This is a genomic window from Roseateles albus, assembly GCF_028595345.1.
Taxonomy (GTDB): Bacteria; Pseudomonadota; Gammaproteobacteria; order Burkholderiales; family Burkholderiaceae_C; genus Paucibacter_A; species Paucibacter_A albus.
Genome location: NZ_JAQQXT010000014.1, coordinates 57,431 through 78,390, shown reverse-complemented (window position 1 = coordinate 78,390; position 20,960 = coordinate 57,431). Strand labels below are relative to the sequence as shown.

15 protein-coding genes are annotated in these 20,960 nt (G+C 62.9%); 4 read left to right on the top strand and 11 right to left on the bottom strand.

The window, feature by feature from the left end; translation table 11 throughout:
• Positions 1-17 precede the first annotated feature (17 nt).
• The 3 genes from PRZ03_RS19580 to PRZ03_RS19570 all read left to right on the top strand — a co-directional run bounded on the left by PRZ03_RS19580 (position 18) and on the right by PRZ03_RS19570 (position 2,979).
• Positions 18-827 (top strand): MinD/ParA family ATP-binding protein, encoded by an 810-nt coding sequence (locus PRZ03_RS19580; protein WP_263533470.1) that lies wholly within the window; start codon positions 18-20, stop codon positions 825-827.
• Between the two features lie 18 nt (positions 828-845).
• Complete coding sequence (locus tag PRZ03_RS19575) at positions 846-1,559, top strand: RNA polymerase sigma factor FliA (protein WP_263533469.1); 714 nt, start codon at positions 846-848, stop codon at positions 1,557-1,559.
• Positions 1,560-1,650: 91 nt separating this feature from the next.
• Entirely contained in the window at positions 1,651-2,979 is a 1,329-nt protein-coding gene (locus PRZ03_RS19570) for a methyl-accepting chemotaxis protein (RefSeq protein WP_273601913.1), read from the top strand.
• Between the two features lie 34 nt (positions 2,980-3,013).
• On the opposite strand, the gene PRZ03_RS19565 is transcribed toward PRZ03_RS19570, so the two are convergent.
• From PRZ03_RS19565 to PRZ03_RS19555, 3 genes are read right to left on the bottom strand one after another with little or no spacing between them, the layout of a single operon-like run.
• A complete protein-coding gene (locus PRZ03_RS19565; RefSeq protein WP_273601912.1) occupies positions 3,014-4,918 on the bottom strand; it encodes a GGDEF domain-containing protein in 1,905 nt (634 codons plus the stop codon).
• A 9-nt stretch (positions 4,919-4,927) separates the two neighbouring features.
• Positions 4,928-7,180 carry a putative bifunctional diguanylate cyclase/phosphodiesterase gene (locus tag PRZ03_RS19560; RefSeq protein WP_273601911.1) on the bottom strand — a complete coding sequence of 751 codons (2,253 nt, stop codon included), beginning with the start codon at positions 7,178-7,180 and terminating at the stop codon, positions 4,928-4,930.
• The gene (locus PRZ03_RS19555) at positions 7,177-7,581 is read right to left on the bottom strand and encodes an Hpt domain-containing protein (RefSeq protein ID WP_273601910.1); all 405 of its coding nucleotides are present in this window, start codon (positions 7,579-7,581) and stop codon (positions 7,177-7,179) included. The genes PRZ03_RS19560 and PRZ03_RS19555 overlap by 4 nt, the downstream gene beginning before the upstream one ends.
• Positions 7,582-7,913: 332 nt before the next feature.
• Between PRZ03_RS19555 and PRZ03_RS19550 the strand changes: the two genes are divergently transcribed.
• Positions 7,914-9,542 (top strand): sensor histidine kinase, encoded by a 1,629-nt coding sequence (locus PRZ03_RS19550; RefSeq protein WP_273601909.1) that lies wholly within the window; start codon positions 7,914-7,916, stop codon positions 9,540-9,542.
• On the opposite strand, the gene PRZ03_RS19545 is transcribed toward PRZ03_RS19550, so the two are convergent.
• The 8 genes from PRZ03_RS19545 to PRZ03_RS19510 all read right to left on the bottom strand — a co-directional run bounded on the left by PRZ03_RS19545 (position 9,521) and on the right by PRZ03_RS19510 (position 20,957).
• Positions 9,521-10,138 carry a response regulator gene (locus PRZ03_RS19545; protein WP_273601908.1) on the bottom strand — a complete coding sequence of 206 codons (618 nt, stop codon included), beginning with the start codon at positions 10,136-10,138 and terminating at the stop codon, positions 9,521-9,523. The two genes, PRZ03_RS19550 and PRZ03_RS19545, sit on opposite strands and share 22 nt — an antisense overlap.
• Before the next feature lie 129 nt (positions 10,139-10,267).
• Positions 10,268-13,663: a PAS domain S-box protein gene (locus PRZ03_RS19540; protein ID WP_273601907.1), complete on the bottom strand. Its 3,396-nt coding sequence runs from the start codon at positions 13,661-13,663 to the stop codon at positions 10,268-10,270.
• Between the two features lie 38 nt (positions 13,664-13,701).
• Complete coding sequence (locus PRZ03_RS19535; RefSeq protein WP_273601906.1) at positions 13,702-14,883, bottom strand: EAL and HDOD domain-containing protein; 1,182 nt, start codon at positions 14,881-14,883, stop codon at positions 13,702-13,704.
• Between the two features lie 47 nt (positions 14,884-14,930).
• Positions 14,931-16,139, bottom strand: coding sequence for a flagellar hook-associated protein FlgL (gene flgL / locus PRZ03_RS19530; RefSeq protein WP_273601905.1), 1,209 nt, complete (start codon positions 16,137-16,139; stop codon positions 14,931-14,933).
• Between the two features lie 27 nt (positions 16,140-16,166).
• On the bottom strand, positions 16,167-18,164 hold the full coding sequence (gene flgK, locus PRZ03_RS19525; RefSeq protein ID WP_273601904.1) for a flagellar hook-associated protein FlgK: 1,998 nt from the start codon (positions 18,162-18,164) through the stop codon (positions 16,167-16,169).
• Positions 18,165-18,189: 25 nt separating this feature from the next.
• Positions 18,190-19,071 carry a flagellar assembly peptidoglycan hydrolase FlgJ gene (gene flgJ, locus PRZ03_RS19520; protein ID WP_263533458.1) on the bottom strand — a complete coding sequence of 294 codons (882 nt, stop codon included), beginning with the start codon at positions 19,069-19,071 and terminating at the stop codon, positions 18,190-18,192.
• A 1-nt stretch (position 19,072) separates the two neighbouring features.
• Positions 19,073-20,215, bottom strand: a complete 1,143-nt coding sequence (locus PRZ03_RS19515) for a flagellar basal body P-ring protein FlgI (protein WP_273601903.1) — start codon at positions 20,213-20,215, stop codon at positions 19,073-19,075.
• 43 nt (positions 20,216-20,258) lie between these two features.
• Positions 20,259-20,957 (bottom strand): flagellar basal body L-ring protein FlgH, encoded by a 699-nt coding sequence (locus PRZ03_RS19510; protein ID WP_263533456.1) that lies wholly within the window; start codon positions 20,955-20,957, stop codon positions 20,259-20,261.
• Between the last annotated feature and the right edge of the window lie 3 nt (positions 20,958-20,960).

Sequence of the window (20,960 nt, the reverse complement as noted above, 5' to 3'; positions counted from 1 at the left end):
AGATACAGGACAACATCATGCGCGACGCTCACCGTACACATTCCCCGCAGGACCAGGCCGACGGCCTGCGCCGGCTTTTCGCCAGTTCAAGGGTGCGCTTCATCCCCGTCGTCAGCAACCCCCATGTGGTCGGTGGTGGCGTGCTGCTCGAAGGCCTGTGCGCGGCCTTTGCCGAGCTCGGCCTGCATACCTTGGTGGTTGACGCTGGCGAGAGCGCGCCTGTCCCGTCGGAGCTGGCCTCGGTCGATCTGAGCGCCTGTGTTGAGCGTCTGTCCAAGGACGTGTCTTACTTGGCGGCTCGCGGCCTGCCGATGCGCTATATCAATGCCAATGGCTCGGCCGCCCAGTTTCTGGAAGTGGTCAGTGATGCGGCACCGTTTGCCGATGTCGTGCTGCTGCACGCCAGCGCCGCCGAATTGGCGCGCGTGGTGGCGCTGCGCGAAGTGCGGCCGGTCTTGTTGGCCGATACAGACAGCATGAGCGTGACGCATGCCTACGCTGGCATGAAATGGTTGGCCAGCCGCGCCGGCCTGATGGTCTACAGCTTGTTACTCGCTTGCTCGCCGCAACTGCGTTTGTCCGATCGCATTGCCCAGCAGATCAGCAGCTGCGCCGATGGTTTCCTCGGCGCCGTGTTGCGCGACTGGGCCTGTATGGATCCGAAGAGCCCGTCGAGTGCCCCGATTTCCGCCGAGATCCGCCATTTGGCGCGTGAGCTTTTGATGGCCGCTCCCCCCGGCGCCGCCTTGGAAGCCTCGGTCAATGCCAGTCCTCTGCGCCCGCCCGTGCGAGCCCAGATGCACCGTGCCGCTGTTGCCACTGTTTGATTGCCGCTGGAGCTGATGATGTATACCGCCAAAGGCCGCCTCGATAATTCCTCCCTGATTCGGCAATACAGCCCTTTGGTGCGCCGCTTGGCGCATCAAATGATTGCCAAGCTGCCCGCCAATATCGAAATTGACGACCTGATCCAGGTCGGCCTGATCGGTTTGACGGATGCGCTGAGCCGCTTCGACATCGGTCAAGGCGTGCAGTTCGAGACCTTCGCGACGCAGCGCATTCGTGGCGCCATGCTGGACGAGTTGCGCGGCGGCGACTGGATGAGCCGCGGCTCGCGGCGCCAACAGCGTGAAATTGAAAGCGCTGTGCGCAAGCTGGAGCAAAAGCTCGGCCGCGCGCCGCTGGAGAGCGAAATCGCCATCGAGATGGGTGTGCCGCTGGAAGAGTACCAAGACCTATTGGGCAAGGTGCGCGGCACCCAGCTGGTCTATTTGGAAGACATGTCTGGCGACGAGGGCGATGAGGACTTCCTCGACCGTCATGTGGCCGACCATGCCAATAACCCCTTACTCAAGCTGCAAGACCACCGCATGCGCGAAGCGCTGGTGGCGGCGATCAAGAACCTGCCCGAGCGCGAGCAATACATGATGAGCATGTATTACGAGCACGATATGAACTTGAAAGAAATCGCGGTCGTGCTGAAGGTCACCGAGTCGCGGGTTTGTCAGTTGCACAGCCAGGCGATCGCTCGTTTGCGCGTTAAGCTGCGGGACTGGTAAAGGTATTTTCAGCGGCCGATGAAGGCCTGGAGCGGGAGAATCAATGTCATTGATGTGGTGGAAGCGCCGATCTGAAACTGCCCAGCCCGCTGTGCATGCAGCATCAGGCGCGTTGGATGCCTCGGCCAAGCTGGAGGCTGAGCCTTTGATGGCCCTGATCCGCAAGGTGGCCCGTTCGGTGTCAAGTGTTGGCAAAGATGCCGCCGAAGTGCGCGGTGTTTTGGAAGATACCCAAAAAGTGGTCGTCGCTCAATGCGAGGCGATGGGCGCCTTGTCCAGCGATTTGGCCCTGGTGCGCGGTGCTCAGCAGGCCATCAGTCATTCGACCGAACAGTCACGCAGCGCGGTCAGCCGAGCGGCCCACGCCTTGGAAGGGGTGGGTAACGAGGTCGGCGGCATTGTGCAGACGCTGCGGCAAGTGTCGGACGCCGCGTCCGAGATCACCAAAATCGCGCTGCAAACCCGTTTGGTGGCTTTCAATGCCTCTGTCGAGGCGGGCCGCGCCGGTGAGGCGGGCAAAGGTTTTGGCGTCGTGGCCGATGCGGTCAAGGCCTTGGCCGGGCAGGTCGAGAACTCATCCAAGTCCATCATGGGCACGGTCGCAAATCTGGATGCCCGCATCGAGCTCTTCAGCCGCGAGTTGCGTAACGATCCCAATCAAACCCAAAAGAGTCTGATCCATCAAGCCTTCGCGGATGTGCAGGCCGACGTGGGTCGGATTGCCGATTCGGCCAGCCAAAGTGCACTGACGATCGATTCCTTGTCCGGCCGTGCGGCCGAGCTGGAGCAGGAGGTTCAGCAGGCGATGATCAGCCTGGATACGGCTTTTGCGTGCAGCGACCGATTCCTGAAAATGTCCGAGCAGTTGATCGAGCAGATTGCCGGCTCTGGTGTCGAGGTCGATGACGCGCCCTATATTCGTGCCGCGCAGGGCGCCGCCTTGGAGATCTCGACGCTGTTAGAACAAGCCTTGAAGACGGGCGCCATCAAGCCTGCGCAATTGTTCGATGACAACTACCGGCCGCTTGCAGGCTCCAATCCTGCCCAGCATGTGACCGGCTTTGTTGATTTGGCCGATCGGCAGTTTCCGGCGGTGCAGGAAAAGCTGCTCAGCCTCAGCGACAAGGTGGTCTATTGCATTGCCGTGGACCGCAATGGTTATGTGGCGACGCACAACAAAAAATACTGCCAGCCGCAACGCGCCGGCGATGTGGTTTGGAACACCGCCAACAGCCGATACCGGCGAATTTTTAATGACCGCACCGGCCTCGCTTCAGCGCGCAATCAGCGGCCATTTCTGCTGCAAACCTATCGCCGCGATATGGGCGGTGGCCGCTTCGTGCTGCTCAAAGAGGTCTCCGCGCCTATCGTGGTCAATGGCAAACACTGGGGCGGGCTGCGGCTGGCGTTTAACTTCTAGCGCTAGCCAAGGCAAGGCAAGACTGGTCCGGCAGTCAAGGCGCTACGCAAGCCCGGTTCTTGCCCGTGTGCTTGGCCTCGTACAAGGCCAGATCGGCCCGGTCGAGGGCGGCCTCTAATGTTTCACCCAGACGGTAATGGGTGACCCCGGCGGAGAAGGTGACAAACACGTCCTTGCCCTCATGCATGAACAAGCTGGCTGACAAGGCGCGCTGCAGGCGCTGCAATACCGCCTGTGCTTCGTCCAGCGGCGTGTTGGGCAGCATCAAGACAAACTCCTCGCCGCCGTAGCGGGCAACCAAGTCGCCGGGCCGCAACTCGTTGGAGACGCGTTCGGCCAATGACTTCAGGGCGATGTCACCGGCGCCGTGGCCCAGCGTGTCATTCAGGCGTTTGAAGTTGTCAATGTCCAGCAGGGCGAGCGCGATTTTTGCGCTCTCGGCAGCCTCGGGATTGTCTTCGCCGCTGCCGCGCTCCAGCTTGGCCTGCTCGGTCGCAAAGGCCGCCAGCAGACCGCGGCGGTTGGCTATTTGCGTCAGCTGATCGGTCTGCACCTCGCTCGACATGCGGCGCAACTCGCCCTCCAGCTCGACCACCTTCTGGCTCAAGTTACTGGCTCGCTCATGTTCCAGGCTCAAGCGGTCTTGCGTCTGGCGCACCAGCGACTGCACGCTGCGGCTTTCTTCCACCATCTCGCGCACCACGCCGGCCAGGCTTTCCAGCGAGTCGGCTTTTTCAATCACTTCGGCGTAGCGGCCGATGCTGTTCTGGAAGCGGTCGGTGTGTTGCCCCAATTCGCCCAATTCGGCGAGCATTTGGTGGATCAGAGACTTCAGTGAATCGCGGGCCCGGCTGCGTTCATCGCGCAGCTGGCGCTGGCGCTCGCGCGTGCCGCCCAGCATTTCGGTCACGGAGCGCACACCCCGGCCGCTCAAGCCCTGCTCCAGTGTGTCGTTCATGGCCTCGCATTGGCCGCGCGCCCAGGAGTCGTCCTCGGCGAGGTCCACCAGGCTGGCACTGAGTTCGCGGCACAGTTGGCCCAACTCGCCAAACATATGTTGGCGGTGATCAAGCATGTGGCGGGCGCGCAGGCACAGCGCATCAATATGCGCGGCGGCTTGTGGCGTGGCGCCATCGCTCAACAGTGCGCGATGCGCCAAATCCAATTCGGCCATCAAGGCGTCTGCATAACCCTCGGGGCTCTTCAGTGCATGTTGCACGGTGCCGTGCAGCGAAGTTTCGACCGCAGGCCATTGCTCGGTCATACTGCCCGCAGCGGCGGGGCCAGCGGCGTGCGTTGAAGTCAGCTCCTGCTCAAGTCCCTGTCCATCGCTTGCGTCCAGTTCGCCGAGCCCAAAGTCGTCGCCGGTGAAGAACTGGCTGGGCGTGCCTCCGCTGTCTTCGCCGTTGGTGTCCACACTGGCGTCGGCGGTGTCCGAATCCCAGCTATTGACCAAGGCCCGCATGCGCTTGAGCAGGCGCTGGGTATCGCTGCGATTACCTTCGAGCACCCGCTGCACGCCGTCCTTTTTCTTCGCCATCGTCCATTGGCGCCCGCCGCGCTCGAGGCCCCGGACCAAGCGCTCTATCACTTGCGCCCAGGCCTCGGCCTGGGCTGCCGGGCCTTCGCTTTGCTGCAGGCTTTCGACCTGGCGGATCGCATCGGCCCAACGCAGCTCGCGCATGCATACCTGCAAATCCAGGCGGGTCTGGCTGCTGCTCACGCCCAAGGCCAGCAGCTTGGCGACCAAGGTCAGGACGGGCTCGGGCAGGGCGGCAGGGGCCGCTTCGGTCCCGGACTCGACCGCATAGGCGCGGGCGTAATTCTCGGGCGTGGGCTCCAACTGCGCTTGGGCAAGTCGAACCAAGGCAGCCTTGGCAATTTGCGCAGCCGGCGCGCCGGTTGGCACCCGTGCCGCAGGGGGGCGACGCTCATCCATCGGTTACTCCTATCGAATGCCGCCGGTGGGGCGTTGGGCGTCTGACGGGTTGAACTCCAGGCCTGCAATCGGGTCGGCACTGGCCCGGGCAATCCAGGGTGCTTTGCGCGGCAGCACCGTTTGCGCCAGCCAAAGCTCAACCTCCTCGGGCGGCAGCGGTTTGCTGAATAAAAAGCCCTGCATCAGGCTGCAACCTAGGCGGTGCAAGACATCCATTTGCCGCATGGTCTCAACACCTTCGGCAATCACACGCAGCCCCATGGCGCGGGCCAGCGCAATGATGGCGGTGACGACGGCCGAGCTTTGCGGCGTGATGCCCAGATCGCGCACAAAGGTGCGGTCGATCTTGACCTCGGAAATTGGCAGTGTGGTCAGGTAGGCCAGCGAGGAGTAGCCGGTGCCGAAGTCGTCAATGGAGATCTCCACCCCGACCTCGTTCAGCCGGTGCAGCGACGGGATGACGTTCTGCAAGTCCTTCATCAAATTGTTCTCGGTGATCTCCAGCTGGATCGCCCGGTGCGGCACGCCGTAAGCGCTGACGCATTGATGAATATGTTCCACCAGGTCGGAGCGCTCGAACATGCGGCTGGGCAAGTTGACGGCGATCGAGTCGGCAAAGCCGAAGTTCAGCTGCCAAACCTTCGCCTGCCGGGCGGCTTCTTTCAGCGCCCATTCGGACAGCGGCACGATCAAGCCGGTTTCTTCGGCCATCGGAATGAAATCGCCCGGAGGAATCAGCTTGCCATCGCGCTTCCAGCGCATCAGCGCCTCGGCGCCGACCATGCGCGCACCGCGCACATCGACCTTGGGCTGGTAATGCAGCACGATTTCACCGCGCTCCAAGGCCTTGTGCAGCGCGCTCTCCAGCTCCAGCTTTTTGCGCCCGCTGCCGTCCAGTTGCGGCGTGTAGATGGCCGAGGCATTGCGGCCCTGCGCCTTCACCGCATACATGGCAACGTCGGAGTTGCGCAGCAACTCGGCCATGGTCTGGCCATCTCTGGGGAATAGCGCGATGCCTATGCTGGCGGTCACAAAGCATTCCTGGCCCGACAAAAAGATCGGCTCCCGCAAGGCTTCCAGCACCCGGTCGGCGACTCGCTCGGCGTCGCTCTCACCGGCCACCTCGGGCAACAGGGCCACGAACTCATCGCCGCCCAGTCTGCCCACCGCTTCCAGTGTGCGGTGGGAGCGCCCGCCAATGGTCTCCAGCATGCCCTCCATGACCTGGTCGGAATGCCTGACGCAGCCGCGCAAACGCCGGCCCACTTCGACCAGCAGCTCGTCGCCAGCCGCGTGGCCCAAGGTGTCGTTGATGATCTTGAAGCGGTCCAGGTCGATCAGCAGCAGGCCGACCTCATGGCCACCCTTGCGGGCTTGCTCGATCGCTCGCTCCACCCGCCAGATCAGCTGGCGCCGATTGGGCAGACCTGTCAGCGCATCGAAATGGGCGAGCTGACGAATGCGGTCTTCGGCATGGCGGCGGTCGGTGACGTCTTGCATCACGCCGGTGTAGCCGTTGGCATTGCCGAGCTCGTTGAACTCGGGCTCGGCTTCGATGTGGACCACCCGTTGGCGCCCGTCCAGCAGCGTGACGGTAAGGTCCGTCACCAGCACCGAGTTGTGTGCCATCACATCGCGCAGCAGGCGCAAGAACAGGGCGCGCTCTTCATGCGGCACCATGCGCATCACGCCGATGAAATCCAGGCCTTCATGCGGCCCCCTGCTGAAGACGCGCAAGGCCTCGGCAGCGAGGTGGAAGCCGCCGCCGGCGTGCCACTCGAAGCTGCCCATGCGGGCCAGGTCTTGAGCGCGCGCCAGCCTCGCCTTGCTGCGCTCCAGCTCAATGCGGGTACGCGATGAGCGCAGCAAATAGCGCAGTCGTCCGGCCAGCAAGCTCCATTGGGTCGACTTGACAAAAAAATCGGTCGCACCAACCTGGTAGGCCAGGCTGATCGACGCATCATCATCGAGACCGGTCAACATCAGCACCGGCGTTGACTCCAGGCCGGGTTTTTCGCGCAGCAGCTTGCAGGTCTCGAAGCCGTCGAGCTCGGGCATCATCGCGTCCAGCACGATCATGTCCGGCGACATGGCGGCCATCAGGGCCAGCGCCTCGCGTCCACTGCGTGCTTCGGTGATTTCAAAACCGCGTCCGCGCAGGGCGACGGCGGTCAGCAGCAAATTGACCTCGTCGTCATCGACGAGCAGCACTTTGGGCTGCTCCAGTAATTCGTCTTCTAGATGGGGCGGGGCGGCGTTCATGGAATATTGGGCAGCAGGCTCAGCAGAGCCTGCCTGACTTGGATCACTTGCGCGAGCATACCGTCTAGCAAGGGCTCCAATCCATCTGTTTGGCCAATCCGCGCCAATGTTTCGATCTCGGCGCAGCGCTCGGCCAAATCGAGGGCGCCCAAGCTGGCTGAGGACGACTTCAAGGTATGGCAAACATGGCGCACCACGTTCGGGTCCAAGTTGTCGCCGCGCGCGCTCTCAAGCTCGGGCAGCAGGCGCTCAAGTGACTTCACATAGGCCGTAATCACGCGTTCCATCAGCTTGTTGGCGCCATTGGGGTCGAGTTCTTGCAGGCGCGCCAAGGCTTGCGCGTCGAGGCAAAAATTGGCCGCAGAGGCGGCCTGTTGATCGGGGTTCGGTGTGGACGGCATGGGGCTTCCATTTTTGGCGGGCGGGTGCTGGCGTCAAAACTGTTTATCTCTACGGCATTGTCCTCGTTTGGCCTTGACTATGAATTGCTGTCCAGCATAAGCGCTGTGCTTGAATCTGAAGGCCTGTATCTGATAAGTTAGGGCGCTCATCGCACCAATCCAGGGCCAGCAATGCAAGTCGCGTGGCTGGGCTCGCCGCAAGCTTGGTAACTGCGGCCTGAATCCGGTATCGGCGCGGCCGCGTTTAACTTGAGGGCTCGGTCCTTGCTTGATCGTTGTTGGCAAGGCCCGCGTGCGCAAAAAAGGCAATTTGCATCCCTACAATGTTCCTTATGAACAGTCTCAGCGATGCCCGCATCAGTAGCCGCCGCTTGCCCGGCCGGGGTGTCGCGCTTTTGCTGGGGCTGAGCTTGGCGGCCGGGGTGCTTTGCCTATTGGCTTTGGTATTGGCATTGCGCCAAGGTGAGGGTCTGGGGCTGCTGGTACTGTTGTTGACGGGGCTGTGCACAGCCTTGGTCTTGTTGGTCGTCGCGGCCTTGGCTTGGCATATCGGCGTGCGTTTGACGCGCCAGCAGCTTTCTGAAGCGCTGCGCGAGGCGCGCATGCAGGCCCAGATGTTGGCGCAGCTTCAACCTCATTGTCAGTGGGCGAGCGATGCCCAGCACCGTCTGGTGCGCTGGCAGGCGCCGCAAGCAGTGCTGAGTTCGCGTTGGGCGGGTGCTGCCGCACCGCAAGCGGTGTGGGAGCGCTTCGGTCTGCTTGACGGGGGTGCCCAACCCTTGCGTGAACTGCTTGAAACGCAGGCAGCGCATTTGGACCTGCAGATTGTGTGTGGCGACGGTAGCGGGGCGCGCTGGCGCTTACGCGCCATCGCCTGTTCGGACGAGCAAGGCCGCTTCAGCGGCTATTGCGGGACGGCCGAGGCGCTGCCGCAGGCTTCGCACGCCGACAGCGATAGGCGCTGGATGGAGGCCTTGCCCGGGCCGGCCTGGATCTTGGATGATGATGCGTCCGCTAAGGGTGATGGCAAGGTGCTGGCTCAGAACAGCCAGGCGGCGGCTTTGAGCGCTGGGGCAGGCGCGGTGGGCGCCAGCTGGGCCGACTGTTTGAGCCGTTTGCCCGAGCCAGTGGCGGCTGCCATGGCCGTGCAAGCTGCACAAAACCCAGGCCCGCCAAACAGCTTTGCGGACGAGGGTGGCAGCTACAAACTGCTGGCCCTGTGGCCGCAGTCGGCGCAAGCCGGCCCCTTGGCGCGGCCCGAGTCGGGCATGTCACCCCAGGCGCAGCAAATGGCGCATGAGCACGAGTCTTTCAGCTTTACCGTGTCGCATGATTTGCGCGCACCGCTGCGTGTGGTGGAGGGTTTCACCCGCATCTTGAAGGAGGACTACGGCCGTCTGCTGGACCGCATCGGCAACGACCATCTGGACCGGGTGATGGGGGCGGCGGCGCGTATGAACAGCATGATCGATTCGCTGCTCTCGCTGGCGCAGCTGTCGGCCCAGCCCTTGGCGCGCCAACCGGTCAATTTGTCACAGCTGGCCGGCTTTGTGGTCGAAGAGCTGGCCCGCAGCAGTCCCGAGCGCAAGGTCCATGTCCATATCCAGCCGCATATGCTGGTGCAGGGCGACCCCACCCTGTTGCGCATGGTGCTGGAGAACTTGCTGGGCAATGCCTGGAAGTACAGCGGCAAATGCATGCAGCCCATCATCCGTTTCGAGGCCCAGCAAGAGGACGGTAAGTGGATCTACCGTGTCAGCGACAACGGCGCGGGTTTTGATATGCGATTTGCCGACCGCTTGTTCGGCGTCTTTCAGCGACTACACAGTGCCAGTGAATTCCAAGGCACCGGCGTGGGACTGGCTTCGGTGCGGCGCATCGTGCGCCGCCATGGCGGCGAGATCTGGGCTGAGGCCGTCGTCGGCGAAGGCGCGCAGTTCTACTTCACGCTGGCGGGCTGAGCCAGCATCTCGACTGCCTCGACCAGCAGCCGGGCCTGCAACTCGGTATCACGACCCTCGGCGGCAGCCAGCTTTTGCAGCCGCTCAAGCGCGTCCTGGCGCGACAAAGAATAGCGGTGCATCAACACGCCGACGGCGACCGGCAGCAGCTCATGCAGTGTCGCTTGAGTCACCTGTGCCACCGGCGTCACCGGCGCGCAAGCGGGCGGGCTTGCCGTTGCCGCCTGCTTGCGGTTGGCAAAGGCGGCTTCGACGGCCGGCACGATCTGATGAATGTCCAGCGGTTTGACCAGATAGGCCACCGCACCCAATTCCTTGACCTTGGCGACGGTTTCTTCGTCAGCAAAAGCGGACAGGAACATAAAGGGAATGTGCAGGTATTCGCGCAGGTATGCGGCGACATCGAAGCCGCTCAGACCTTCCATGCGAATGTCCAGCAAGGCGAGTTCGGGTCGGTGCTCACGCGCCAGCAAAATGGCGTCGTCGCCATTGTCGGCATCAATGACCTCGAAGCCGGCTTGCGCCAGACCATAGGTCAGCGTCGCCAGTACCAGGCGGTCGTCGTCTACGACAAGAATCTTGCCCTTGTTGCTCACCGTTGGAGGTCCCCCGCTGTGCTGCGTCTTCTGTGTCTTGGTGGGCTGCTGGCCCACCTTGTTTGCCGCATTGTCGCCCAAACTGCGCTTCGGTGGTCGGCGAGCCCAGTTGGCGAGTTCTTGAGGTGTTCAGGGCTCGCTCAAAAGGCTGACGCTGGGCGCCAGCAACTCCATCCGGCAGACGACAAATTCCTCGCGCTGATCCAAGGTCAGCAGGGCGCTGCGCCGCGGCAAGAGCGCGCGCACCAAGCCCAGACCCGAGACCCCGCCGGGTACTTGCGCCAGACTGAAGTCGGTGGGCAGCCGGCCTGTATTGATGATTTCGACCGCCACGCTGTTGACGCCGCAAATCAAGGTGCAGGACACCACGCTGTCTTGGCTATGCTTGATTGCATTGGTCAGCAACTCGTTGAGCGTCAGCGCGACCGGAATCGATTCGGCCTCGGGCAGCGCCCATTGATTGGCTTGGGCTGCGCTCACGCCTTCGATATGCGTGGCAATGCTGCGCCCGGACATGCGCTGCACCGAGCCGATGATGGCGTCCATCACGCGGCGAATCCTCAGCGGCCCGGAGCCGCCCACTTGCAGGCCATAGACCTGCGCGATGGCATGCACCTGCCCGACCGCTTCGTTGATGACGCTGGCCACCTCGGGGCGGCGCGCAGCAATTTGCTGCAGCAGGCCGGCCACACCTTGCAGATTGTTCTTGATGCGGTGATGTACTTCGCGCACCAGCAGCTCGCGCTGCGAGATGGCGGCCTGCAAGCGCGCTTCTTCAGCGGCCCGGTGCTCGGTCACATCGCTGGCCACCAGCAAGAGTTGCTCGGGCGCGCCGATTTCAGCCGATTCGGAGCCCTCGCTGGTGCCGGCCAGATGCAAGAAGCGCGCATCCCAGACGCGCATTTGCTCGCCACTGCCCAGCCGGTATTCGTGCTGCGTCACGGCACTGGCCTGCAAGGCTGCCAACATATCGCGGCGAATCAGCTCGCCCTGCTCGCGGCCGAATAAATCCTCGGGGCTGGCACCCATCAACTCGGCCTCGCTACGCCCGGCCAGTGCGGCGGCCGCCTGGTTGATCTGCTCGACCCGCAGCGTCTTGGCGTCATGCAAGCTGATGGCCAGCGGCGCGGCCTCGATGATGCGGCTCAAGCTGGCCTGGGCCTGCTGGGTCTGCGCCTCGGCCTGGCGGCGCCGGTCGATGTCGAGCAAGGCATAGGTCAGCTGCCGGCCGGTGGCGCGCGCGCCGGTCACGACGGCATTGCCGACAACCCAGAACTCGCGCCCGTCGCAGGCCTTCAGGCGGCACTCAAACGCTTCGGTCTGGCCTTCGGTCAACTCGTCCAGGTAATGGCTTTGCCTGAAGGGGTGGTCGGACGCGGGCGTAGCGACGATGCTCATGGGCTGGCCGGCGAATTCGCTCAGGTCGCCGCCGAACATGCGTCGCGCCGAGCGGTTCATCCATTCGATGCCGCCGCGCCCCACCGTGACGATGCCGACCAGCACCGAGTCCAGCACCGCGCGTTCACGCTCGGTCTGCAACATCAGCGATTGCTGGGCACGCCAACGGTCATCGACATTGACATAGGTGGCGATCAAACCCTCGTCCGGCGCGCCCGGGCGCATCACCCGTTTGCTGACCTGCATCCACAGCCCGGTGCCGTCTTGACGGCGCACGCGTCGCTCGCCGCGCCACAAGCCATAGGTGTTGAGCGCGCTTTCAACGGCGTCGTTCTGGTTGTCGAAATCCAAGGTGCTGTCAAACAGCTCCTGGTGATCCAGACCGCTCAACTCATGGATGCGGTAGCCGGTCAGCTGCGCCAGCGCATCGTTGGCGCGCGTGACCCGGCCATTGCGCAAAATGGCAATGCCCACGTCTGAGAGGCTGAACATCATTTCGCGGTCTTGCACCAAGGCCTCCAGTTCGGCCTGCTGCGCCTTCAGGCGGCTGATGTCGCTGATGACTGCAATGCTTTCCTTGACCTCATCCAACTCAGGGGCCTCGCCGGGGCGCGTGACGCGGCGCAAGCTCAAAGACAACCAGCGCGGCTGCTTCTCCTCGCTGCCGACTTGCAAGAACTCCGCCTCGAAGGTCTGCTGTTCAAGCAGATTGGGCAAGGCCGCCTGCACCTGAGTGGCCAATTCGGGCAGGGCCGCAAACAGTTGGCTGACGGCCGTGCCCACGATTTGCGGGTCGCTCAGGCCCAGCATTTGCTCGAAGCCGCGGTTGCAGCGCAGCAGTTGATCGCCGCGCAAATAGGCCAGACCCAGGCTGGCGCTGTCCATGATGGTGGTCAACTCGTGCAGCAGTTGCTCGCTGCGGTCTTCGGCCTGCGCCTGCGCCGTCACGTCCAGCGTGACCACCGAAGTGGTGCGCTGGCCCGATTTGAGCTGACCCGGCTCAACCCTTGTGAGCAGCCAGCGCCGCCCCAGTTCCGGGTGCCGCACCGCGTATCTGACTTCGATCCGGTCGCCTTTTTTGAGCGATTTTTGCAGGCGCTCAAATTCGGGCAGGGACGCCGTCTCCACAATGTCGCGACTGATGCCTTGCAAGCTCGCCATCGGGTTGCGGGCGGCGCCCGGGGCTCCCGCAGGGGCGCGTGAGGCGCGCGGGCGCAGCCAGCCAGCATCCTGCGCAAAAGTGGCCAAGCCGACGCCTGCGGTGTCCATCAAGGCATCGAGTTGCTGGTGAGCCAAGTCGCGTTCTTGCTCCACCGAGCGATCTTCCAGCACAGCCAGATAGCGTTGCGGCAAGCCGCCTTGACCCCCGTTGAAGGCTTGCACGCGGCCCTGCAGCCAATGCGTGCGGCCATTGGGGCTGTGCAGATTCGCCTGAGTGTGCAGCGTGGCTTCGGGCTCTCGCAAGGCGAGCAGTTCATCGGCCAAGCGGCCGCTCTGCCAGGCCAGCAATTGCTGGATGGCCGGGTCGGCTTCATGCAGCGTGGCCGGCAAGCGCAGGCACAGGGCCGCAAAAGCCGCATTGTTTTTCAGCAGCAGGCCTTGGGCATCGAACAGCACCATGGGCAAGGGGCAGAGCTTGAACCACTGCGCCAGCTCGGCATGTTCTCGGCTGCTTACTCCATCGCTGCAGGCTTGTTGCAGCGCCTGAGTGGACGGCGAGACGGCAGGGCTGCTCTTGGCGCGCGGCTTGTCCTCAACGCGGGCGTGCAGCAGCCAGCGCGCCGGGTCGGTCTCGTCTTGCGGCGGCAGGGCCACCAAGCTGAGCGGTGCGCGTTGCCCATTGGGGAGCTTGATGCTGGGAGCGGGCGGGCCTCTGCGGCCCTCGCTGATGGCCCGGCTGGCCAGTCGCAACCAGTCGCCCAGGCGCCCGCCGTGGCTGGTCTGCAGACCGTGCAGACCCTTGCCCGAAGTTTGGCCGGGCGGCTGCTCCAACACCGCCAAAGCGCTGGCGTTGGCCTCCAACAGGTCCAGCGATTCGCTCAACAGCATCAGCGGGTCGCTGATCAAACCAAACAGGCCGCGCAAGGCGGCCAAGTCTCGGGGCAAGAGGGAGAGCTGTTCTGACATTGGGCCCGAGTTTACGGGCCAGCCGAGCTTGGGGCTGCTCACTCCAGTTGCGCGGCCTTGCTCAAGGCCCGCAGAACGCACATATTGACTTCCTCGGCGCCCAGCATCAGCTGTTCGGCGGCGCTGCGGTAGTCGTAAACCGACGCATGCTCGACGGCGCGAACCAGTTCCAGATAGGGCTGATAGGGGCCGGTCTCATCGACCAGGGCCTGGCGCACGCGCTCGGGCATAGGGATCGACTGCAAGAGCTTGCTGAAGGGCTGCTTCAGCATATGGTCCAGCAAGGAGAACAGGCCGCAGATGAACATTTCATCGCGCAGTTCGGAGTCGCTCATGCCTTTGGCCAGTTCCTCCATCAATAGACCGCGCCGCAAGGCCGCGAACATGATGGGGCGCATCGCATGGTCTTTGCTGGCCGTTGTCAGCAACAAGGCCAACCAACGCTTCATGCGCGCATAACCGAGCAGCATGATGGCATGGCGGAAGGAGGCCACTTCCACCGGCAAGCCGAAAGCGGCCGAATTCAGATAGCGCAGCAGCTTGAAGGCCAGACTCGGGTCGCGCTTGAGGGTTTGTTCCAGCCGCTCGACGTCCTCGCCCTGGTCGATGCGTGACATCAATTCGACAATGACCTGCAAGTCGGCCTGGACTTCGGACTTGCCGGGCACGGCCGGGGCCTCGTAAGCACCCTGCATAGGCCAACCGATGACCCCGTGCACGCCACGGGCAAAGCTCGCGTCAATGTCGGCCGCGCTGCGCAGGCCCGACTGCAGCTTGGGCAGGCCGGTGCTGTCGGTCGCGCCGCGACTCTCATCGTCCAGATCCAGCACCACATGGGTGAAGCAAGGTTTGACTTCGGCCGCCAAGGCCGTGCTCGGCAAGCCTTTCAGCAGCAGCGGGGTGGCGTGTTTTTTCAGGGCCAGAAAAAGCTCACCGTGGGCGGCGTCGCTGGCCATAAAGGCCGGCACTTCTATCATCACATTGGCCGAAGGTGCGGTGCGCAGCAGGCTCTCGAGCAGGTCTTCGCTCAAAACATTGAGGATCACCTGAGTGCCCCCGGCGGGCCAGACCTCGGCCACGGCCGCGAGCAAGTCGCTGGCCTCCAGTTTAGCGTCGGGTCGCAAGGGAATCACGGTCAGGCGGGTGGCCGTGACCATGCGTTGGCGGTCGATCAAAGGGGTATAGCCCAGCGCAACTGCGCCCAGAATCTGATGGTTCATTGAATATGGCGGGTCGGTCGGATCGGTGGAGGTGATGCGCGCAAGGTTTAGCTGATGTATTGGAACAAGGACATTTTTTGCACCATTGCATAGGTCTTCAAGGCGGTGTCGTAGCCGTTTTGCTGATTCTGGAAGTCGGAAATGCCTTGCACCATATCGAGATCCTCGGCGGCCGAGCGTTCGGCCTGGTTGTATTGCTTCAGGGCGGCCATCCGGCTTTCGGTGCCGTCCAGATTGTTCAGCCGCTCACCCAGCTGGCTGCGCACATTTTGCAGGTTAACCATTACCGCATCAATATCGCGCACGCGACCGGAATTGGACTGCGTGATCTCGGCGCCGGCACGCAAGGGCATGCGCAGCTCGGCCACGGTTCGGTCCAGCACGTCGAAGAGTTTGAGGGAGTTGGTGGATTGGGCGAGGTCAAACTGATCCCCGTCGGCCAAGTTGCCCGAGATCGTCACCGACATGCCGTCGAAGGTGATCGCCTTGCCAGTCTGATAGGCGCCGGACAGAACCGAAGCGCCAGTGTCGACGTCCAGCACGTCATAGGTGGTGGCGGGGGCCGTGCCGCTGATATTGATTTGATAGCTGTGGCCGGTCAGTGCGGCCGGATCTGACACCCGGCCGGCGTCTATCCAGCCTTTGGGCTGTGCGCCCGTGATCGTGTTGGGCTTGGGGATAGTCTCAAAATTGCCATTGCCGCTGCGCGCCTGCTCGAAAGCCATGCGCCCGTCCACGGTCAAGGGGAAATTGTCGATATTGCCGGTTTGAATGCTGCCGGACATGCCGTTGAAGCGCACGCCCCCGGCCTGGTCAAGAAACGGCGGGTCGCTGGAGCCTTGGCCCGAGAAGAGAAAGCCGCCGGCGCCGTCGCCGCGGTTGGCGATGGCCAGCAACTGGTCGCGCAGACCGGCAATCTTGTTGGCCAGGCCGATGCGCTCGGAGTCGCTGTAGCTGGCGTTGCCGGCGGACACCATGGTTTCCCGCATTTGTTGCAGCAACTCATTGGCATCGCCCAAAGCGGCTTCGCTCAAGGTGGTGCCGTTGCGGCTGGCTTCCAGTGCGCGCTGATTGGCATCCACCCGGCTGATGGTCGCCATGGCCCGTTCGGCCCGCGCTGCACCGGTGGGGTCGTCGCTGGCGTTGGCGATCTTCTTGCCCGAAGTCAGCTGAGTCTGCGAATTCTGCATCTGCTGCTGACGGCGCTGCAGCGTGGCGATGCTGGTGTCGAACATATTGGCGGTGGACAAGCGCATGATGGCTAACTCCTTGACTGATCTGATTTAGCGGGCTGCAATTCTCAGCAGCTCGTCAAAAATGGATTGGGCCGCTTGCAGCACCTTGGCGGCCGCTTGATAGCCTTGCTGATACTGCATCAGGCGAGAGGCTTCTTCGTCGATATTGACGCCGGCCTGGCCGGCGCGGCTGGCCTCGGCCTCGGCCGCGACGCTGACCGACACGCCGGACAAATAGGTCGCTCCCTGCACGCGTGAGCCGATCTCGCTCATCGAGGACGCATAGGCCTCATTGATGGTGGAGCCGACGGCCAGACTGCCGTCGGGCTGCAGGCGCTGACCAATGAACTTCTCGGTCTGGATGTTCAGGAAGGCCTTGGCGTTGCCGTTATTGGTCGCCGGATATTTGGTGACCTCGATGGAAATGGTGTCATCCTTGCGCGGCACCCCGTTCAGGCTCAGCTCAAAGCCGAGATCAATCGGCGGCACGGCATTGGGCTCATTGCCGATCCGTTGACCGGCCGCCCAAGTACCGTTCAGCACCGACCCATCGGCCAGCGTCAAGGTGTACTGGAGTTTGGCCTGGTCTAGCGGGTCAGGGTCGCCAAAGGTCAAGGTCATCGGCGCCTGGGTTTTGTCCAGTTTGTCGTTGACGGCGTACATCGAATTGACCGTGGTCGAACCCTTGTTGTCGATATTGGTCGCAGCGCTCAGCGGGGAGGCGGCGGCGATGCCCGAGGTTTGATCCAAGACCCGGCGCATTTCGAGCGCGGCTTGGCCTACCGGTTCAAGAATGTAGGTGTCGCCATTGCCGGGCGCGCCGGAGGTGAAGTCCATCTTGAAGCCGTCCACCGTGTCGCCGTCAACGATATTGGTCTGGACACCGTCGCTCAAGCGCGTGAGCAAATAGGTGCCGGGTGCGCCGCTGGAATTGGCCTGCAGCTTGTAGGCGCTGGCCTGCAATTGGCTGGAATTGGTGATGGTGAGCTTCACATCGGTGAGAAAGCGGCCCGTGCCGTCGCGGCCGTTGGTGGCCGAGGGCAGGCTGCGCGGCGCGCCGACGGCGAACAGCGGCACACCTTTGCCAGGGGGGACCGACAAGTCCATGCCCAGCGCCTGTTGACCATTGACCCGACTTGACATGGCCGCAGCCATCTGTCCCAGCAGATTGCGGGCGTCTTGCAGGTCTTTGTTCTGAAACTTGAGCAGGGCAGTCAATGAGCCGCCGGTCAGCACCGATTCGTCAAGTTCACGGCTGCCGGTGGCATCGCCAATGCTCAGGGTGCCTCGCTTGACGTCGTAAGGGTCGACGCTGACGGACAGGCGCTGCGCTTGTGCACCGAGCACCAAACTTTGCCCGCCGCCGATGAAGACGCCGACCGAGCCGTCGCTGGCCGCCAGGGTAGAGACCTGGATGTACTCGCTCAAGTTCGAGATCAGGCGGTCACGTTTGTCGAGCAAGTCATTGGGCGTGTGGCCGGTGCCAATGGCGCCGGAGATCTCGCGGTTCGCAAATGCGATCTGCTCGGCCAATTGGTTAGCCACATCGACATTGGTGCGCATATCGCTGATGACGCCGGCTTGCAGTTCCCCCAGTTGTTGGCCCGCACTGGAAAAGCGCGAGGCCAGCTCGGTGGCGCGGCCCATCACGACTTGCCGTGCCGAAGGGTCAGACGGACGGCTGGTCACATCGACCATGGCACTTAAAAACTGCCCGGCGGCCGCACCCAGGCCGGTTTCGCCGGGTGGGAAGACTTTTTCCAGCTGGGACAGCTTGTCCATGCTGGTCGAATCCATATGGGCCAATGCTTTGGAACTGATGGCCCGCGTGGTCAGGAACTCGTTGTGCGCCCGTTCAACCGTCTGCACATTGACGCCTCGACCAAAAAAGCCGCCCCCGGTGAATTGGCCGTTAGGGGTTGTCAGGATCACCGACTGGCGCGAGTAGCCCGGTGTATTGGCATTGGCGATGTTCTGACCGACCGACTGGATGGCGGCCTGATTGGCCATCATCGCGCGAATACCGATCGAAAGCAGGGAACCCATGCTCAGTGCTCCTCAGCGCGCGGGCTCAAGCCAAGGCGCGTTGCACACGCACCGTGGTGTTGATGACGCGGGCCAGCTTTTGCGCGTACTCGGGGTCGGTCGCGTAGCCGGCTTTTTGCAGGCCGCGCGCGAAGCCTTCGGCGCCGCCGCTCTGCGCCTGCGCCACGACCTTGCTATAGCGTTCGTTGGTGCCAATCATCTTGGCGTAGTCCTTGAAGCTCTCTTCATAGCTGGCGTAGGCGCGGAACTTGGCCATGACTTTCTGAGGCTTGCCATCGATGAATTCGGTAGTTTGCACTTCAGCCACACGGCCGGTCCAACTGGAAGTCGCCTTGATGCCGAAGACATTGAAGGAGGGCGTGCCGCCGGCACCGGTGATCTCACGCTTGCCCCAGCCCGATTCGTGGGCCGCTTGCGCCAACATAAAGCTGGCCGGAATGCCGGTCTGCGCCTCGGCGGCCTTGGCGGCGCTGTCATGCTTTTGAATAAAACTCTGCACATGCGGCGCGATGCCTTTTTGGGCCAGTGCAGGCAAGGCTTGCACAGCGGACTTTTCGGCAGTTTTGTCACCGTCTTTGCCACTGATGCCCAATTGGCGTTGCAGGTGGCGCTCGATCGCGCCCGACAAGCCGCCGGGCAAGCCGGTCATCTTGCCGGCGAACTGGGTGTCCAGCATCTCGGTGCCCAGCTTGGTGGCCGAGTTATCCATCATTTCGGTGGACATGGTGGCGGCGCGCATGCTCTTCATCACTTCTTGCATGAAGAGTGACTCAAATTGCTTGGCGGTTTCGCGGATGCTTGACTTGGGGTCGCGTACAGCCGACCCGCGCAAGGCGTCGAGCGAGCGGAAATCATTACCGCCCGAGGGGAGGGACGTGGTTGACAGGGAGTTGGGGGACAGTGCCATTTCAAATTACCTCCAACTCGGCGTTCAAGGCGCCCGAGCTCTTCATCGCTTGCAAAATGGCCAAGAGGTCTTGCGGCGTGGCACCCAGGGAGTTGAGTGCTTTCACCACATCGGCCAATTTGGCACCGGCCGGCAGTTGGATCAAGTTGCCGGGTTCTTGTTTGATGGCGATGTCGGTCTTTTCGCTGACCACGGTCTGCCCGCCCGACAAAGCGTTGGGCTGGCTGATCACCGGCGTTGAGCTGATCGTCACCGACAAGCTGCCATGCGCCACCGCGCAGGCCGCCAAAGTAACGGCTTGGTTGATGACCACCGAGCCGGTGCGCGCGTTGATGATGATGCGGGCGGCGGGCTCGGACAGCTCGAAGCTGAGATTCTCCATATCGGCCATGAAGTTGACGCGCTCATCGGCGTCCATCGGGGCGCGCACGCGCACCACGCGGCCGTCCAGGGCTTGTGCCACACCGGCGCCTTTGGCCTTGTTGATGGCGCGTGCCACGGCGCGGGCGGTCGTGAAGTCGATGGAGTTCAGGTCGAGTTGGATGAAGTCGCTGTTTTGCAGCGGGGTGGCCACGCTGCGCTCGACCAGGGCGCCTGAGGGAATGCGGCCGGCGCTGAGGTGATTGACCTGGACCTTGGAGCCGCCGGCTGCGGCGCCGGCGCCGGCGATGATCAGATTGCCCTGGGCCATTGCATAGACCTGACCATCGGCACCGCGCAGAGGCGTCGAAATCAAGGTACCGCCGCGTAGGCTCTTGGAGTTGCCGATCGAAGCCACGGTGATGTCGATCTGCTGGCCCGGTTGTGCAAAGGCTGGCAGTTGCGCGGTCACCATCACGGCGGCCACATTCTTGGGCTGAATCGTCACGCCAGGCGGCAGGGTCACACCAAACTGCTGCAGCATGGCAGACAGGCTTTGGCCGGTGTATGGGGACTGGGTGGTCTGGTCGCCGGTGCCGTCCAGGCCCACCACCAAACCGTAGCCGGTCAAGGCATTGTTGCGAACGCCCTGGACGGAGGCGACCTCTTTGATGCGGGCCGCTTGGGCCGGCTGTGACCACCCAAGCAGGCTGCTGAGCAGCAGCAGGGCCGTGATGATCGGGCCAAAGGCGCTGAAAGAGGGGGTTTTTGAGGAGGTTTGCATGATGGTCGTGAAGGGGGACTTCTACGACCGATTCTGCGCAAACTTAAATCGGAGAAAGGTTCAAAAAGAAGCGTGAGAACCAGCCTATTCCATGTATGTCGGCGGTGGCTCCGCGGCCCTTTTGTTCGATCCGAACATTGGCGACCGAGGCCGACGCAATGATGTTGCCCTGCGTGATCATGTGCGGGTCAACCTGGCCTGAGAAACGTAGAACATCGACGTTATGGTTGACGCCAATTTGTTTCTCTCCGCTGATCAACAAGTGGCCGTTGGGCAGCACGGCCGTCACCACCGCGGTGATGCTGCCGGAGAAATTGTTGGAGTTCTCGTTGCTGCCTTTGCCGGCCGCGACAGTGGCCGAAGTGCCAGCGGTCGAAGCGCGCGCGAAGGCCTTGGGGCTGACGAAGGGGATGGCGGTGACCTCGCCGCTGACCGTGCCACTCTTGTTCAAGGCACTGGTCGAGCTTTGGCTGGCGCTGATTTTCTCGACGATCTGCACGATCAAGGTGTCGCCGGCGATGCGTGCGCGGTGGTCCTCAAACAGCGGGCGGTAGCTGGCTGCCTGATAAATCGAACCGTTGCTGGGGCTGTTTTGCGGCAGTGAAGGCAGTGTCACCACCGGACCGGGCTGTAGGTCGACTTGGGGCACGGGGTAGAGCGTGCCGCAAGCGCTCAGAGCGGCGCTGAGCCCGAGTGCCAGGCTGATCTTGGCCGAGCGCCGAAAGAATCGAGTGTTAGTCATGAT

Bases quoted from the DNA above. Each gene is read 5' to 3' on its own strand.
- PRZ03_RS19515 (WP_273601903.1), bottom strand. From the start codon at position 20,215: ATGCAAACCTCCTCAAAAACCCCCTCTTTCAGCGCCTTTGGCCCGATC.
- PRZ03_RS19560 (WP_273601911.1), bottom strand. From the start codon at position 7,180: ATGAACGCCGCCCCGCCCCATCTAGAAGACGAATTACTGGAGCAGCCC.
- PRZ03_RS19510 (WP_263533456.1), bottom strand. From the start codon at position 20,957: ATGACTAACACTCGATTCTTTCGGCGCTCGGCCAAGATCAGCCTGGCA.
- PRZ03_RS19565 (WP_273601912.1), bottom strand. From the start codon at position 4,918: ATGGATGAGCGTCGCCCCCCTGCGGCACGGGTGCCAACCGGCGCGCCG.
- flgL (WP_273601905.1), bottom strand. From the start codon at position 16,139: ATGCGCTTGTCCACCGCCAATATGTTCGACACCAGCATCGCCACGCTG.
- flgK (WP_273601904.1), bottom strand. From the start codon at position 18,164: ATGGGTTCCCTGCTTTCGATCGGTATTCGCGCGATGATGGCCAATCAG.
- flgJ (WP_263533458.1), bottom strand. From the start codon at position 19,071: ATGGCACTGTCCCCCAACTCCCTGTCAACCACGTCCCTCCCCTCGGGC.
- PRZ03_RS19580 (WP_263533470.1), top strand. From the start codon at position 18: ATGCGCGACGCTCACCGTACACATTCCCCGCAGGACCAGGCCGACGGC.
- PRZ03_RS19550 (WP_273601909.1), top strand. From the start codon at position 7,914: ATGAACAGTCTCAGCGATGCCCGCATCAGTAGCCGCCGCTTGCCCGGC.
- PRZ03_RS19535 (WP_273601906.1), bottom strand. From the start codon at position 14,883: ATGAACCATCAGATTCTGGGCGCAGTTGCGCTGGGCTATACCCCTTTG.
- PRZ03_RS19540 (WP_273601907.1), bottom strand. From the start codon at position 13,663: ATGTCAGAACAGCTCTCCCTCTTGCCCCGAGACTTGGCCGCCTTGCGC.
- PRZ03_RS19555 (WP_273601910.1), bottom strand. From the start codon at position 7,581: ATGCCGTCCACACCGAACCCCGATCAACAGGCCGCCTCTGCGGCCAAT.
- PRZ03_RS19575 (WP_263533469.1), top strand. From the start codon at position 846: ATGTATACCGCCAAAGGCCGCCTCGATAATTCCTCCCTGATTCGGCAA.